Genomic DNA, 14,221 nt, shown 5'->3' with positions numbered 1-14,221 from the left:
GACCACGATGCTGCTCTCGTCCGCGGGGCTGACTAGGCTGTGATCCATGAGCGATCTGTCTGCCCCGGTGAATTCAGGCACTGTGAGTTCTGCCTACAACCAAGCCCTCGAGGTCATCGCCTCCGTGGAGCCCCGCATCGCCGAGGCGACCAAGCAGGAGCTCGCTGACCAGCGCGCCAGCCTCAAGCTGATCGCGAGCGAGAACTACGCGAGCCCCGCCACGCTGATGACGATGGGCACCTGGTTCTCCGACAAGTACGCCGAGGGCACCGTCGGCCACCGCTTCTACGCCGGCTGCCAGAACGTCGACACCGTCGAGTCGATCGCGGCCGAGCACGCCCGCGAGCTCTTCGGTGCCGAGTACGCCTACGTGCAGCCGCACTCGGGCATCGACGCCAACCTGACGGCGTACTGGGCCATCCTCGCCCACCGGGTCGAGGGCCCGTGGCTGGAGAAGATGGCCGTCAAGAACATGAACGAGCTCTCCGAGGCCGACTGGGAGACGCTGCGTGCCGAGCTCGGCAACCAGCGCCTGCTCGGGATGAGCCTGGACGCCGGCGGCCACCTCACCCACGGCTTCCGCCCGAACATCTCGGGCAAGATGTTCCACCAGAACCAGTACGGCACCGACCCCGAGACCGGCCTGCTCGACTACGACGCCCTGCGCGCCAAGGCCAAGGAGTTCCAGCCGCTCATCATCGTGGCCGGCTACTCCGCCTACCCGCGCCGGGTGAACTTCGCCAAGATGCGCGAGATCGCCGACGAGGTCGGCGCCACCCTGATGGTCGACATGGCCCACTTCGCCGGCCTCGTCGCCGGCAAGGTGTTCCAGGGCGAGGAGAACCCGGTTCCCTACGCCCACGTCGTCACCTCGACCTCCCACAAGTCGCTCCGCGGCCCGCGCGGCGGTTTCATCCTGGCCACCGAGGAGTACGCCCCGAGCGTCGACCGCGGCTGCCCGATGGTCCTCGGTGGCCCGCTCAGCCACGTCATGGCCGCCAAGGCCGTCGCGTTCGCCGAGGCGAAGCAGGAGAGCTTCCAGACCTACGCCCAGCAGGTCGCCGACAACGCGAAGTCGCTCGCCGAGGGCTTCCTCAAGCGCGGCGCCAAGCTCGTCACCGGCGGCACCGACAACCATCTGGTCCTCCTCGACGTCACCAGCTTCGGCCTCACCGGCCGTCAGGCCGAGTCGGCGCTGCTCGACTCCGGCGTGGTCACCAACCGCAACTCGGTCCCGGCCGACCCCAACGGCGCCTGGTACACCTCGGGCATCCGCCTCGGCACCCCGGCCCTGACCACCCGCGGCTTCGGTGCCGACGAGTTCGACCGCGTCGCCGAGCTCATCGTCGACGTCCTCTCGAAGACGACCCCCGGCACCACGAAGGCCGGTGGCCCCTCCAAGGCGTCCTACGCCATCGCCGACGGTGTCGCCGACAACACCAAGGCCGCTGCCGCGGAGCTGCTCGCGAAGTTCCCGCTGTACCCCGGTCTCGACCTGGCCTGATTCCATGAGTGCCCCGAAAAGGCCCAGCTCGCTCCCCGGCGTCGGGACCCCTGAGAAGGCGGTCCCGACGGCGGAGGTACGTGTCGTCGTCGAGGACGAGTGGCCGGCGCTCAAGCAGGTGCGCCTCGCCGCTCTGCAGGACACGCCCGAGGCCTACTGGGACTCCTACGCGGAGGTCGCCGCCTGGCCCGACGAGCGCTGGCGGCTCTGGGCGGCGTCCGGAGCCGCCGTCATCGCCTGGGTCGGGGAGAAGCCGTCCGGGATCGCCGCTGGGATCATCCACGACGACGAGCACCACATGATCTCGATGTGGCTGGCTCCCGATGCCCGTGGCCACGGCCTCGCCGAGGCTCTCGTCCACGGCGTCGCCGACTGGGCCCGCCGTGACGGAGCGACCGTCCTGACGCTGTGGGTCGTCGACGGCAACGAGTCCGGCCGCCGCCTCTACGAGCGTCTCGGCTTCGAGCCCACCGGCGACGTGCAACCCTTCCCCGAGGGCGACCCGCGCACGGAGTCGAAGATGGCCCTGCGCCTCACCTGACACGGATCTAGACTCGGCCCGTGACGACGGACGAGGTCGAGGTCAGCGCCCTGGCGATCAACGTGGCCATCCCGGACGAGCTGCAGTGGACGGACAGCAGGCGGGAGGTGACCTTCCGGCTCACCACCCTCAACGTACGCCTGCTGCCCGACGGCCGGCTTGCGGCCAAGGCCTACGGGCGGCCGGTCGATGGAGGCCGCGGCGCCTACACCTCGTTCCCGGTGCCCGACCGTCCCGAGCTGACCGGCCTCATCGGCGAGGCGGCGAAGGTCGCCGCGGAGCGCTGGCGGTCGGCGTACGCTCCGGAGCATGACGCCCGCTGAGGTCGACGCCTACCTGGCGACCCTGGAGGGTTGCCGCCACAAGCCGCGCGGCTGGTACGTCGATCACCATCGCCTTGTCGCCCGGTTCACCGACCCGACGACGCTGCTCGTCCGGGTGCCGAGGGAGAAGCGCGAGGAGCTGATCGAACGCTGGCCGGACGCGTTCGGCATCCCGCCGAGGCTGGAGGCGCACCACAAGATCGAGGCCTACGTCGATCGAGCTCCGGCAGAAGCCGTGCAGTCGGCGATCCGGCTCGCCTGGGAGTTCCAGCGCTACTCCGGCTTGCGCCACACGGAGACGTGACTCGTCGATTCGCTGGTGAGCTCGGAGCGGTCCCAGCCGGCGTACCTCGCCTCCAGGCTCATCCCGGCCAGCCGCGCCATCAGGTCGAGCTCGGAGGGCCACACGAAACGGAAGTTGTGCTGCCCGTAGCGGTAGCGGCCGTCGGGCTCGCGGGTGTAGTGGTGCGAGATGGCCTGCTGGGTGACCAGGTCGTAGGTGTCGAAACCGAGATGCCCGGGAGAGACGTCGAACGGGATCGCCGGGCTGCCCGGCGGGAGCCGCCGCAGGCCTGGCACGCCGACCTCGATCAGGAAGCGTCCGCCGGGCGCCAGGTGGCGGGCGGCGTTGGCGAAGCCGGCGACCTGCTCGTCCTGCGTACGCAGGTTGCCGATCGTGTTGAAGACCAGATAGACCAACGAGTACGTCCCGACCCCGGGCGCCTCGGCAGCGGCCATGTCGCCGACCACCACCGGAATCTCGTCCTCGGTGACCTTGCGCCGCAGGACGTCGACCATCGGCTGGGAGAGCTCGATGCCGGTGACCGGCACCCCCAGCTCCCGCAGCGGTACGCCGATCCGACCCGTCCCGATGGCCAGCTCGAGAGCCGGGCCGCCGTCGGCGACCTCGGCCAGGAAGCGGGCCACCGGCCCGGTCACCTCGGGCGAGTTGACCCAGTCGTCCGGGTCGTCGTAGCGCTCGGCCGTCTCCCTCGTCCACAGATCGCTGCTCGTCATGGGCATCGACTCTGCCGGGCCGCGGACCCCGAGCGCGAATGATTTACGCGGCCTGCCGATCGGCGCATCCGGGCGTGGGAGGCTGGCCGCGGCCCCGGGGGAGGCGGGATAGTGACCCAGGTCACCCCCACTGTCTCGAGGAGCCTGATCATGGCTGAAACAACCGCCGGTCCCGCCCCGGCACCGAAGAAGGACCGCACCCACTATCTCTACATCGCGGTGATCGCCGCGGTGGTGCTCGGCATCCTGGTCGGACTGATCGCCCCGTCGTTCGCGGTGGAGCTGAAGCCGATCGGCACCGCGTTCGTGAACCTGATCAAGATGATGATCCAGCCGATCATCTTCTGCACCCTGGTGATCGGCGTGGGCTCGGTCGCCAGCGCCGCGAAGGTCGGCCGGGTCGGTGGTCTGGCCCTGCTCTACTTCATCGTGATGTCCACGGTCGCGCTCGGTATCGGCGTGGTCGTCGGCAACCTGATCGACCCGGGCAGCGGTCTCCAGCTCGACCCGGAGTCCTCGCAGGCCGGCCAGGACGCGGCCGCGGAGGGCCACGCCAGCACCACCGACTTCCTCCTCGGGATCATCCCGACCAGCCTGCTCTCGGCGCTCACCTCCGGCGAGGTGCTGCAGACGCTGCTCGTCGCACTGCTCATCGGGTTCGCCCTGCAGCGGATGGGCCCGGCCGGTGCCCCGATCCTCAACGTCATCGTCTGGGCCCAGAAGCTGATCTTCCGGGTGCTGGCGATGATCATGTGGGTCGCCCCGATCGGTGCCTTCGGCGCCATCGCCGGCGTCGTCGGGGAGACGGGGCTCGACGCGCTCAAGAGCCTCGCGGTGATCATGGTCGCCTTCTACATCACGTGTGCGCTGTTCGTGTTCGTCGTGCTCGGGGTGCTGCTGAAGCTGGCGACCGGCGTCAGCCTCTTCAAGCTGCTGCGCTACCTCGCCCGCGAGTTCCTGCTCATCCTCTCGACCTCGTCGAGCGAGTCGGCGCTGCCGCGTCTGATCGCGAAGATGGAGCACGCCGGCGTCGAGCAGGCCACGGTCGGTGTGGTCGTCCCCACGGGCTACTCGTTCAACCTCGATGGCACCGCGATCTACCTGACGATGGCGTCGATCTTCATCGCGGACGCGATGGGTGATCCGTTGAGCATCGGTGAGCAGATCGGTCTGCTGCTGTTCATGATGATCGCCTCCAAGGGTGCCGCGGGTGTCACCGGTGCCGGTCTGGCCACTCTCGCGGGCGGGCTGCAGTCGCACCGTCCGGAGCTGGTCGACGGTGTCGGGCTGATCGTGGGCATCGATCGGTTCATGTCCGAGGCCCGTGCGCTGACCAACTTCGCCGGCAACTCGGTCGCCACCGTCTTGGTGGGCCACTGGACCAAGACCATGGACCGCGGCCAGCTCGACCGTGTTCTGGCTGGTCAGGACCCGTTCGACGAGACCACGATGGTCGACGACCACGCCGCCACCCCGCCGCCGGCGGCGGAGGGCGAGAAGACGACCGTCTAGCTCCAGGAGTAGCTGACCTCGGGCCGGCCGCCGCTGGGACCGTAACGGACCCCGCGCGCGGCCAGGCCCTTGTCGGCGAGATGCTCGAGGTAGCGGCGAGCGGTCACCCGCGACGCCCCGACCACCGCCGCGACCTCGCTCGCCGACAGGTCGCGCTCGGCATCGCGCAGCGCGGCCGTCACCGCCCGCAGCGTCTCCGCGCTCATGCCCTTGGGCAGCGGCGTGCTCCCGGTGGGCCGCAGCGACCCCAGCAGCTGGTCGACCTCGTCCTGGACGACCTCCTCGGGCGCCGCCTCGAGTCGGGCGCGATAGTCGGCGTACTGCTCCAGCTTGGCCCGGAAGGTCGCGAAGGTGAACGGCTTGAGCAGGTAGAGCACCACCCCCTGCACGACAGCCTGCCGCACCACCTTGGTGTCCCGCGCTGCCGTCACCGCGATCACGTCGCACAGGTGCCCGGCGGTACGCAGCCTGCCGAGCAGGCCGAGCCCGTGGCCGTCGGGCAGGTTCATGTCCAGCAGGATCAGGTCGACCGGAGCACCGGCGTCTCGGGCGGTGTCGAGCGTACGTACCGCCTCGCGCGCGGACCGCGCGATCCCGGCGAGCTCGAAGCCCGGCACCCTCCCGACGTACGCCGCATGGGCCTCGGCCGCCAGCGCCTCGTCCTCGACGACCAGCACCCGCACACTCATTCGGACACCTCCGTGGCGAGGGTGACGGTGAACTCGGCCCCACCGAGGTGGGAGCGGCCGACGCCGACCTCGCCGCCGTGGCGGCGGGCGACCTGGACGACCAGGGCGAGACCCAGCCCGCGGCCGGTGCCGGGCTCGGCCTTCGTCGTCCAGCCGCGGTCGAGGACGCGGGTCGAGGCGGTGTCGTCGAGGCCGGGACCGCTGTCGCCGACCCGGACCGTGAGGGTGTGGTCGTCGCCGGTGAGGTGGACCTCGACCTGACGGGACTCGAGACCGGAGACGGCGTCGAAGGCGTTGTCGACCAGGTTGCCCAGCACCGTCACCAGGTCGCGGGGCGGGATGCCGGTGCCCGGCGGGAGCTCACCGACGATCCGCAGCTCGACGCCCTGCTCGGCCGCCTCGGCGGACTTCCCGAGCAGGAGTGCCGCCACGACCGGGTCCTCGACCGCGCCGACGACCTGATCGGTGAGCAGCTGCGCGACCTGGAGCTCCTCGGTCGCGAACTCCACCGCGTCGTCGGGTCGGCCCATCTCGATGAGCGACACGACCGTGTGCAGCCGGTTGGCCGCCTCGTGGTTCTGCGACCGCAGCGACTCGGTGAGGCGGCGTACGACCTCGAGCTCACCGGTCACCGAGCGCAGCTCGGTGTGGTCGCGCAGCGTCACGACCGAGCCGACCTCACGGCCGTCCCAGAGCGCGGGCGCCGAGGAGACCACCAGGATCCGCTCGCCGGCGAGGTAGAGGTCGTCGGACTCGGCGGTGCGGCCGCGGGCGGCGGCGACCAGCCCGGGGGCCAGGTCGAGATCCTCGATCCGGGTGCCGACCACGTCGTCCGGAAGGGCCAGCAGGCGCCGCGCCTCGTCGTTGACCAGCTGCACCCGCCCCTCGCCGTCGAGCAGCAGCAGGCCCTCGCGGACCGAGTGGAGGACGGCTGAGTAGTACTCGTACATCCGGGCGAGCTCACGCTCGCCCAGGCCGTGGGTGAGCCGGTGCAGGCGTCGGCTCAGCAGCCAGGCGCCGGTCAGCCCGGCGACCAGCACAAGCCCGCCGCAGAGCAGCACGATCCCGACGTCGCGCTTGAGTCCGCGGTTGATGTCGCTGACCGTGATGCCGACAGAGACCAGCGCGACGATCTCGCCGCCGTCCTCGACCGGCACCACCGAGCGGACCGACGGCCCGAGCGTGCCGGTGTACTGCTGGGTGAAGACCTCGCCCTCGGGCGCACCGCCGAGGTCGCCGACGAACCTCCCGCCGATCTGGTCCGGGTCGGTGTGGGTGTAGCGGGTGCGGTCCAGGTCCATCACCACCACGAAGTCCGTGTCGGTGTCGTGGCGTACCTCCTCGGTCCAGGGCTGCAGGGTCGCCGTCGGGTCGTCGTCGCGAAGCGCGGCGCGGACGGTGGGGGAGTCGGCGACGGTCTGGGCGACCGCCACCGCGCGCTGAGTGGCGCGGCTGTAGGAGTCGCGCTGGGCGTCGTACGAGGCCATCAGGATGCCGGTGACCACGAGCAGCAGCACCGTGCCGAACTGCAGGAGCAGCACCTGCTGCGCCACCGGGCGGTCGCGCAGAGCGCGGGAGCGGAGCGGGCGGACGCGGGGCACCACCTCATTCTCACCCACCGCGGCGCGGCCGTTGTGACGGTGGCCACGAACACAACGAACACAACAGTGACGACCGTCACTTTGTGTCGGAGAGTTGCCCGAGTTGCCCCGAAGAGGGCGCCGGACACAGCGGACCAGGAGGAACGATGAGTACGACAACCAGCGAGACACGGCCCAAGAAGGACCGGACACACTATCTCTATATCGCCGTGATCGCCGCGGTGGTGCTCGGCATCCTGGTCGGGCTGGCAGCGCCGTCGTTCGCGGTGGAGCTGAAGCCGATCGGCACCGCGTTCGTGAACCTGATCAAGATGATGATCCAGCCGATCATCTTCTGCACGCTGGTGATCGGCGTGGGCTCGGTCGCAAGTGCGGCCAAGGTCGGCCGGGTCGGTGGTCTGGCCCTGCTCTACTTCATCGTGATGTCCACGGTCGCGCTGGCGATCGGTGTCGTGGTCGGCAACGTCATCGACCCGGGCACCGGTCTCCAGCTCAACCCGGAGACGTCCGACGCGGGCCAGGAGGCCGCCTCGGAGGGCCACGGGAGCACGACCGACTTCCTGCTGAGCATCATCCCGACCTCGCTCTTCTCGGCGCTCACCTCCGGTGTGGTGCTGCAGACCCTGCTCGTCGCGCTCCTGGTCGGCTTCGCGCTGCAGCGGATGGGGGAGTCGGGCAAGCCGATCCTCAACGCGATCACCTGGATCCAGAAGCTGATCTTCCGGGTGCTGGCGATGATCATGTGGGTCGCCCCGATCGGTGCCTTCGGCGCCATCGCCGGCGTCGTCGGGGAGACGGGGCTCGACGCGCTCAAGAGCCTCGCGGTGATCATGGTCGCCTTCTACATCACGTGTGCGCTGTTCGTGTTCGTCGTGCTCGGGGTGCTGCTGAAGCTGGCGACCGGCGTCAGCCTCTTCAAGCTGCTGCGCTACCTCGCCCGCGAGTTCCTGCTCATCCTCTCGACCTCGTCGAGCGAGTCGGCGCTGCCGCGTCTGATCGCGAAGATGGAGCACGCCGGCGTCGAGCAGGCCACGGTCGGTGTGGTCGTCCCCACGGGCTACTCGTTCAACCTCGATGGCACCGCGATCTACCTGACGATGGCGTCGATCTTCATCGCGGACGCGATGGGTGATCCGTTGAGCATCGGTGAGCAGATCGGTCTGCTGCTGTTCATGATGATCGCCTCCAAGGGTGCCGCGGGTGTCACCGGTGCCGGTCTGGCCACTCTCGCGGGCGGGCTGCAGTCGCACCGTCCGGAGCTGGTCGACGGTGTCGGGCTGATCGTGGGCATCGATCGGTTCATGTCCGAGGCCCGTGCGCTGACCAACTTCGCCGGCAACTCGGTCGCCACCGTCCTGGTGGGCCACTGGACCAAGACCGTCGATCACGGCCAGCTGAACCGCGTCCTCGCCGGTCACGACCCGTTCGACGAGACCACGATGGTCGACGACCACGCCACCGCCCCGCCCGCCGCGGAGGGCGAGAAGGCGCTCGTCTAGACGCCATGACGACAGGCCGTACGTCGCGCATGCACGCGCGACGTACGGCCTGTTCTCATTTGTTGCGGTAGAGGATCCGGGCCAGCTCGAACGGCGCGACACGCCAGGACCCGATCGGCTCGTCGTCGAGCCCGATCCGGCCGAGTGCGGCGATGATCCACGAGAACGCGAAGCAGCCGATGCCGGAGACGGCCCAGATCCCGACCGTACGCCACGACACGTCGCCGCCGAAGGCCCGGAAGACGCCGATCACGGCAGCGATGACGGCGATCGCCGCGATCAGCCAGAACAGGATCGAGCAGATGGCGGCCGCCAGCCGGCCGGCCACGGCCAGCGGGTCGCGGGGAGGCTGGTGATAGGGCCCCTGATGGGGTGACTGGGGATAGTTCATTTGGGCGCTGATTCTGGCGTACCTCGGCCTCCGGAGCCACTCCGCGCGGGCGGGTCGCCACGGCGCTCGAGCGTCTGACAGGTATGGTCCTGCGCGTTCTCGGGTGAATGTTCGAGCATTTGTCCGAGACATCGATGGACCGTAACGACTAGTGTTACGGAGATCACATAACGAGGCGCTGCCTCGTGGACCCGACGCGGCCTGCGTGGCACGACTCCGTGGATCAAACGACGATGGAGGGTGCAACCCAATGCACGTGCGCAAGTGGCAAATCGGAGCAGTAGTCGCAGGTCTGCTCGCCGTGACCGGCTGTGGGGTGCCGGGCGGCGGAGGCAGCAACGATGCCGGCGAAACCGAAGAGGGAGACGGCAGCATCCAGATCCTCGGCGCGATCCCCGAGGGCGAGGCAGTGGGGCTCAACGCGGCCCTCGACGCGTTCACCAAGGAGACGGGGATCGAGGTGACCTATACCCCCTCCACGGACTTCACCACCGAGATCCGCACCAAGGTCAACGGAAACGATGCCCCCGACATCGCGCTCTTCCCGCAGCCCGGTCTGGTCGGCGACCTGACCGAGTCTGGTGACACGCTTCCGCTCGACGACCTCATCGACGTCGACTCGCTCGACGACACCATGATCCCGGGCCTGATGGACTCGGTCGAGATCGACGACAAGACCTACGGCGTCCCGATCCGCGTCTCCATGAAGTCGCTGGTCTGGACCCCGAAGAACTTCGAGCAGTCGGGTTACAAGACGCCGACGACCTGGGACGAGCTGATGTCGCTCCAGGACGACATCATCGCCAAGGGTCAGACCCCGTGGTGCCTCGGCGCCGAGGCCGGTGCCGACACCGGCTGGGTCTACACCGACTGGGTCGAGGAGATCGTCCTCCGCCAGGAGGGCCCGGAGTTCTACGACGACTGGGTCAACCACGAGGTCCCGTTCAACGACCCGAAGATCGTCCAGGCGATCGAGACCCTGGGCGAGATCATCAACAAGCCGAAGAACGTACGCGGCGGCGCCGACGGCACCTTGAGCGAGCCCTTCGGCGACTCCCCGCTCCCGCTGTTCGACCAGAAGCCGGGCTGCCAGATGCACCGTCAGGCCAACTTCATCACGACCTTCTTCCCGAAGGACGTCCAGGCGGACCTGGCCGGCAACGTCAACGTCTTCGCGCTCCCGGGCGACATGGAGGGCGGCTTCGAGGGCACCCCGGTCCTCGGCGCCGGTGACATGGCGACCGCCTTCACCAACGACACCGACGTGGTCAAGCTGATGGAGTACTTCGCCAAGCCCGACTTCGGTGCCGAGTGGGCCAAGTCCGGAGGTTGGCTCTCGCCGAGCACCGAGTTCGACAACTCGCAGTACGCCGACCCGATGTTCGGAGAGATCGCGACCCTGTTGCAGGACGCCGACACCTTCCGCTTCGACGGCTCGGACCTGATGCCCGCGCAGGTCGGCGCCGGCACGTTCTGGAGCGAGATGAACGCCTACGTCGGAGGTGAGAAGAGCGCTCAGGAGGCTGCCGACGCTATCGAGGAGAGCTGGCGAGGATGAGCGATGATCCGTTCCTGAAGATCGTCAACGGCCTGGTCGCGATCGTCCTGGGGGTCGGCGGCACCGCCGCGCTCTACTGGGTGCTCAACCTCCTGGTGGGGCTGCTCCCCGGCAAGTGGGACAGGCGGATCAAGCCGTACGTCTTCGTCGGCCCGGCGGTCCTGGTGGTCACGGTCTTCCTGGTCTACCCGGCCGTGATGACGGTGATCTTCAGCTTCGCTGACGCGAACAGCATCAACTGGGTCGGGCTCGCGAACTACACGGCGCTGTTCCAGGACGACGAGTTCCTCGGCACGTTGTTCAACAACCTGCTCTGGATCCTCATCGTGCCGGCCGGCAGCGTCATCGTCGGCCTGCTCGTGGCGGTGCTGGCCGACCGGCTCAAGGCGCTGCCGGAGCGGATCGCGAAGTCGGTCATCTTCATGCCGATGGCGATCAGCTTCGTCGGGGCGAGCACGATCTGGGGTTTCGTCTACGCGACCAGGTTCGCGCAGGGGGACAAGCAGATCGGGCTCCTCTCGGCGATCTCGACGAGCCTGGGGTTCGAGCCGGTCGCCTGGCTCCGCATCCAGACCGGCAACCTCAACGACCTGCTGCTGATCGTCATCATGGTCTGGCTGCAGGCGGGGTTCGCGATGGTGCTGCTCTCCTCGGCGATCAAGGGTGTCCCCGACGACACCATCGAGGCGGCCCGCATCGACGGGGCCAGCGAGGTCCAGATCTTCTTCAAGGTCGTCGTGCCGCAGATCTGGCCGACGGTGATCGTGGTCTTCGTGACCATCCTCATCCTGGTCCTGAAGGTCTTCGACATCGTCTACGTCATGACCGGTGGCCGCTCCGGCACCTCGGTGCTGGCCAACACCTTCTTCGTCGAGCTCTTCGAGTTCGGTGACGCGGGTCGGGCGGCAGCGGTCGTGGTGGTCCTGATGATCGCCGTGATTCCGGTGATGATCTACCAGATGCGCCAGTTCAAGAAGCAGGAGGCACGCTGATGAGACAGTTCACCCTGGGCAGCCTCGCCGTCCGCGTCGCCATCGTCCTGCTGTGCGTCCTCTGGTTCATCCCGACCCTCGGGCTGCTGGTCTCGTCGTTCCGTGACGAGGCCGACGTCAAGACGTCGGGCTGGTGGACGGTCATCACCGACCCGTTCTCCCAGTGGACGCTCGACAGCTACTCCCAGGTCCTCGAGAGCGGGATGGCCAACGCCTTCGTGAACTCGATCGTCGTCTCCGTCCCCGCGACGGTGCTGCCGATCATGATCGCTGCGTTCGCTGCGTACGCGTTCACGTTCATGCGGTTCTGGGGACGCAACGTGCTGTTCATGCTGATCGTCGGGCTGCTGGTCGTGCCGTTGCAGGTGGCGTTCGTGCCGCTGCTCAACCTGTTCAGCGACTACGACCTCAACGGCACCTTCCTCGCGGTGTGGCTGGCCCACACCGGGTTCGGGATGCCGCTGGCGGTCTACATCCTGCGCAACTACATGGCGACCCTGCCGCACGAGATCATCGAGTCGGCCGAGATCGACGGGGCGTCCCACTTCCAGACGTTCTGGAAGCTGATCGTGCCGATGTCCGTGCCCGCGCTGGCGGCGTTCGCGATCTTCCAGTTCCTCTGGGTCTGGAACGACCTCCTCGTCGCGCTCATCTTCCTCGGGGCGGGTGACAACGAGGTCGTCACGATCACCCTGCGTGACCTCATCGGCGACCGTGGCCAGGAGTGGCACCTGCTCACCGCGGGTGCGTTCATCACCATGACGGTGCCGCTGCTCGTGTTCTTCTCGCTGCAGCGCTACTTCGTCCGTGGACTCACCGCTGGGTCCGTGAAGGGCTGAGATCCGTCCAGTACGCGGCGGGCGTCACGTCTCCTCGGAGGCGTGGCGCCCGCCACGTCGTTGCGTGGGCCGGCGGGTTAGACGATCGGCGTCGCCCGCTCCACGACCGCCTTCTGGTCGCCACCGGAGAGCATGCCGTACGTCCCTCCGTGCCCGGACAGCCGGCTGGCGCAGAAGATGTCGGCCACCTCCTCGGGGGCGTACCGGACCAGGAGGCTGCCCTGCAGGAGGGTCGCCATGTCGCCGGCCAGGCGCCGGGCGGAGCGCTCCAGCTCCTCGGGGCTGCCCATGGACTCGCCGAGCAGAGCGAGCGTGGAGTCCACCGCCCGGTCGTAGCGCCGGTCCGCGCCCTTGGCGCTGCCGACCTCGGTGATCCAGGCGTCGAGAACCGACGGCTCTCGCTGGATCGCGCGCAGGACGTCGAGGGCGTTGACGTTGCCGGAGCCCTCCCACACGGAGTTGAGCGGCGACTCGCGGAAGAGCAGCGGCATCACCGACTCCTCGACGTAGCCGTTGCCGCCCAGGCACTCCAGCGCCTCGGCGACGTGGGCAGGGGTGCGCTTGCAGACCCAGAACTTCGCCAGCGGCAGGCCGATGCGGCGCAGCGCCCGCTCGTGCTGGTCGTCCGGTCGGTCGACCGCGGCGGCCAGGCGCATCGCCAGGGCGGTGGCGGCCTCGGACTCGATCGCCAGGTCGGCGACCACGTTCTGCATCAGCGGCTTGTCGGCCAGGACCCCGCCGAAGGCGGAGCGGTGGGCGACATGCCAGCTCGCCTCCGCCACGGCACGGCGCATCAGGGACGCCGAGCCCAGCACGCAGTCGAGGCGGGTCGCGGCGACCATCTCGATGATGGTGCGTACGCCGCGCCCCTCCGCGCCCAGCCGGAAGGCCGTCGTGCCACGGAACTCGAGCTCGGAGCTCGCGTTGGAGCGGTTGCCGAGCTTGTCCTTGAGCCGCACCACGTCCAGGCGGTTGCGCTCGCCGCCGAGCAGCACCCGGGGGAGCAGGAAGCAGGTCAGGCCCTCCGGCGCCTGAGCCAGCACCAGGAAGACGTCGTTCATCGGGGCCGAGGTGAACCACTTGTGCCCGTGCAACTCATAGACGTCCTCGCCCACCGGACGGGCCTCGGTGATGTTCTGGCGTACGTCCGAGCCACCCTGCTTCTCGGTCATCCCCATGCCCGCCAGCGCACCGAGCTTCTCGGCAGGGTCGCGCAGGCCGAAGTCGTAGATCGTCGAGGCCAGCCTCGGCACCCACTCCGCGGCGAGGGCCTCGCTGGCGCGCAGCGCCGGGATCGCGGCGTACGTCATCGAGATGGGACACAGGTGGCCGGGCTCGGTCTGGGACCAGGCCAGGAATCCGGCGGCGCGACGTACGTGGGCGTGGTCCGAGGTGGCGTCGGCCGAGGCCCACGGAGCCGCGGCCAGGCCGTGGCCGACCGCACGCTCCATGAGCCAGTGCCAGGACGGGTGGAAGGTGACCTCGTCGACGCGGTTGCCGTAGCGGTCGTAGGGGACCAGCTCGGGGTGGAAGCGGTTGGCGAGGCGGCCGTGCTCCTGCGCCTCGGCAGTGCCGGCCTCGGCACCGAGCGCGGAGAGCGAGTCGAGGGTCTCCTCGTCGGCGTGCCGCAGCACCGCCGCCGAGAGCGCGGCGTCACCGGTGACCACGTTGTGACCGGCCAGCGGCGGGGCCTGGTTGGTGACACGACGGATGTCGGAGGCACTCATACGAGAGACGATAGAGGCTTGGCTATAG

General features: G+C 68.9%; 14 protein-coding genes. 9 read left to right on the top strand and 5 right to left on the bottom strand.

Features of this window, described 5'->3' with window-relative positions; genetic code table 11:
* The first annotated feature begins 46 nt into the window (after nucleotides 1-46).
* The 4 genes from G5C66_RS11490 to G5C66_RS11475 are packed head-to-tail and all read left to right on the top strand — an operon-like array spanning nucleotide 47 to nucleotide 2,672.
* Entirely contained in the window at nucleotides 47-1,504 is a 1,458-nt protein-coding gene (locus G5C66_RS11490) for a glycine hydroxymethyltransferase (protein WP_165111095.1), read from the top strand.
* A gap of 4 nt (nucleotides 1,505-1,508) precedes the next feature.
* Nucleotides 1,509-2,045 (top strand): GNAT family N-acetyltransferase, encoded by a 537-nt coding sequence (locus tag G5C66_RS11485; protein WP_165111094.1) that lies wholly within the window; start codon nucleotides 1,509-1,511, stop codon nucleotides 2,043-2,045.
* 20 nt (nucleotides 2,046-2,065) lie between these two features.
* The gene (locus G5C66_RS11480) at nucleotides 2,066-2,368 is read left to right on the top strand and encodes a hypothetical protein (RefSeq protein ID WP_165111093.1); all 303 of its coding nucleotides are present in this window, start codon (nucleotides 2,066-2,068) and stop codon (nucleotides 2,366-2,368) included.
* Entirely contained in the window at nucleotides 2,355-2,672 is a 318-nt protein-coding gene (locus G5C66_RS11475; protein ID WP_165111092.1) for a hypothetical protein, read from the top strand. The genes G5C66_RS11480 and G5C66_RS11475 overlap by 14 nt, the downstream gene beginning before the upstream one ends.
* Here G5C66_RS11475 and G5C66_RS11470 read toward each other — a convergent pair.
* Complete coding sequence (locus G5C66_RS11470; protein WP_165111091.1) at nucleotides 2,642-3,385, bottom strand: class I SAM-dependent DNA methyltransferase; 744 nt, start codon at nucleotides 3,383-3,385, stop codon at nucleotides 2,642-2,644. The genes G5C66_RS11475 and G5C66_RS11470 overlap by 31 nt on opposite strands.
* Before the next feature lie 150 nt (nucleotides 3,386-3,535).
* Here G5C66_RS11470 and G5C66_RS11465 point away from each other — a divergent pair, with 150 nt between their 5' ends.
* The gene (locus tag G5C66_RS11465; protein WP_165111090.1) at nucleotides 3,536-4,897 is read left to right on the top strand and encodes a cation:dicarboxylate symporter family transporter; all 1,362 of its coding nucleotides are present in this window, start codon (nucleotides 3,536-3,538) and stop codon (nucleotides 4,895-4,897) included.
* Here the strand turns inward: G5C66_RS11465 and G5C66_RS11460 are convergent.
* Both G5C66_RS11460 and G5C66_RS11455 read right to left on the bottom strand, forming a co-directional pair.
* Entirely contained in the window at nucleotides 4,894-5,586 is a 693-nt protein-coding gene (locus tag G5C66_RS11460; RefSeq protein ID WP_165111089.1) for a response regulator, read from the bottom strand. The two genes, G5C66_RS11465 and G5C66_RS11460, sit on opposite strands and share 4 nt — an antisense overlap.
* On the bottom strand, nucleotides 5,583-7,187 hold the full coding sequence (locus G5C66_RS11455; protein ID WP_165111088.1) for an ATP-binding protein: 1,605 nt from the start codon (nucleotides 7,185-7,187) through the stop codon (nucleotides 5,583-5,585). Before G5C66_RS11455 ends, G5C66_RS11460 begins: the two co-directional genes overlap by 4 nt.
* 146 nt (nucleotides 7,188-7,333) lie before the next feature.
* Between G5C66_RS11455 and G5C66_RS11450 the strand changes: the two genes are divergently transcribed.
* A complete protein-coding gene (locus G5C66_RS11450; protein ID WP_165111087.1) occupies nucleotides 7,334-8,686 on the top strand; it encodes a cation:dicarboxylate symporter family transporter in 1,353 nt (450 codons plus the stop codon).
* 55 nt (nucleotides 8,687-8,741) lie between these two features.
* Here the strand turns inward: G5C66_RS11450 and G5C66_RS11445 are convergent, their stop codons facing one another.
* Nucleotides 8,742-9,077 (bottom strand): hypothetical protein, encoded by a 336-nt coding sequence (locus G5C66_RS11445; RefSeq protein ID WP_165111086.1) that lies wholly within the window; start codon nucleotides 9,075-9,077, stop codon nucleotides 8,742-8,744.
* A gap of 256 nt (nucleotides 9,078-9,333) precedes the next feature.
* Here G5C66_RS11445 and G5C66_RS11440 point away from each other — a divergent pair, with 256 nt between their 5' ends.
* From G5C66_RS11440 to G5C66_RS11430, 3 genes are read left to right on the top strand one after another with little or no spacing between them, the layout of a single operon-like run.
* A complete protein-coding gene (locus G5C66_RS11440; RefSeq protein ID WP_165111085.1) occupies nucleotides 9,334-10,635 on the top strand; it encodes an extracellular solute-binding protein in 1,302 nt (433 codons plus the stop codon).
* Entirely contained in the window at nucleotides 10,632-11,627 is a 996-nt protein-coding gene (locus tag G5C66_RS11435; RefSeq protein WP_165111084.1) for a carbohydrate ABC transporter permease, read from the top strand. Before G5C66_RS11440 ends, G5C66_RS11435 begins: the two co-directional genes overlap by 4 nt.
* Nucleotides 11,627-12,466 (top strand): carbohydrate ABC transporter permease, encoded by an 840-nt coding sequence (locus G5C66_RS11430; RefSeq protein ID WP_165111083.1) that lies wholly within the window; start codon nucleotides 11,627-11,629, stop codon nucleotides 12,464-12,466. The genes G5C66_RS11435 and G5C66_RS11430 overlap by 1 nt, the downstream gene beginning before the upstream one ends.
* A gap of 77 nt (nucleotides 12,467-12,543) precedes the next feature.
* Here G5C66_RS11430 and G5C66_RS11425 read toward each other — a convergent pair whose 3' ends face one another.
* Nucleotides 12,544-14,193 carry an acyl-CoA dehydrogenase family protein gene (locus tag G5C66_RS11425; protein WP_165111082.1) on the bottom strand — a complete coding sequence of 550 codons (1,650 nt, stop codon included), beginning with the start codon at nucleotides 14,191-14,193 and terminating at the stop codon, nucleotides 12,544-12,546.
* Between the last annotated feature and the right edge of the window lie 28 nt (nucleotides 14,194-14,221).

The sequence above is a fragment of the Nocardioides turkmenicus genome (assembly GCF_011045035.1).
Lineage (GTDB): Bacteria > Actinomycetota > Actinomycetes > Propionibacteriales > Nocardioidaceae > Nocardioides > Nocardioides turkmenicus.
Note: the sequence above shows the minus strand (reverse complement) of the source record. Positions and strands in the feature narration are given on the sequence as shown.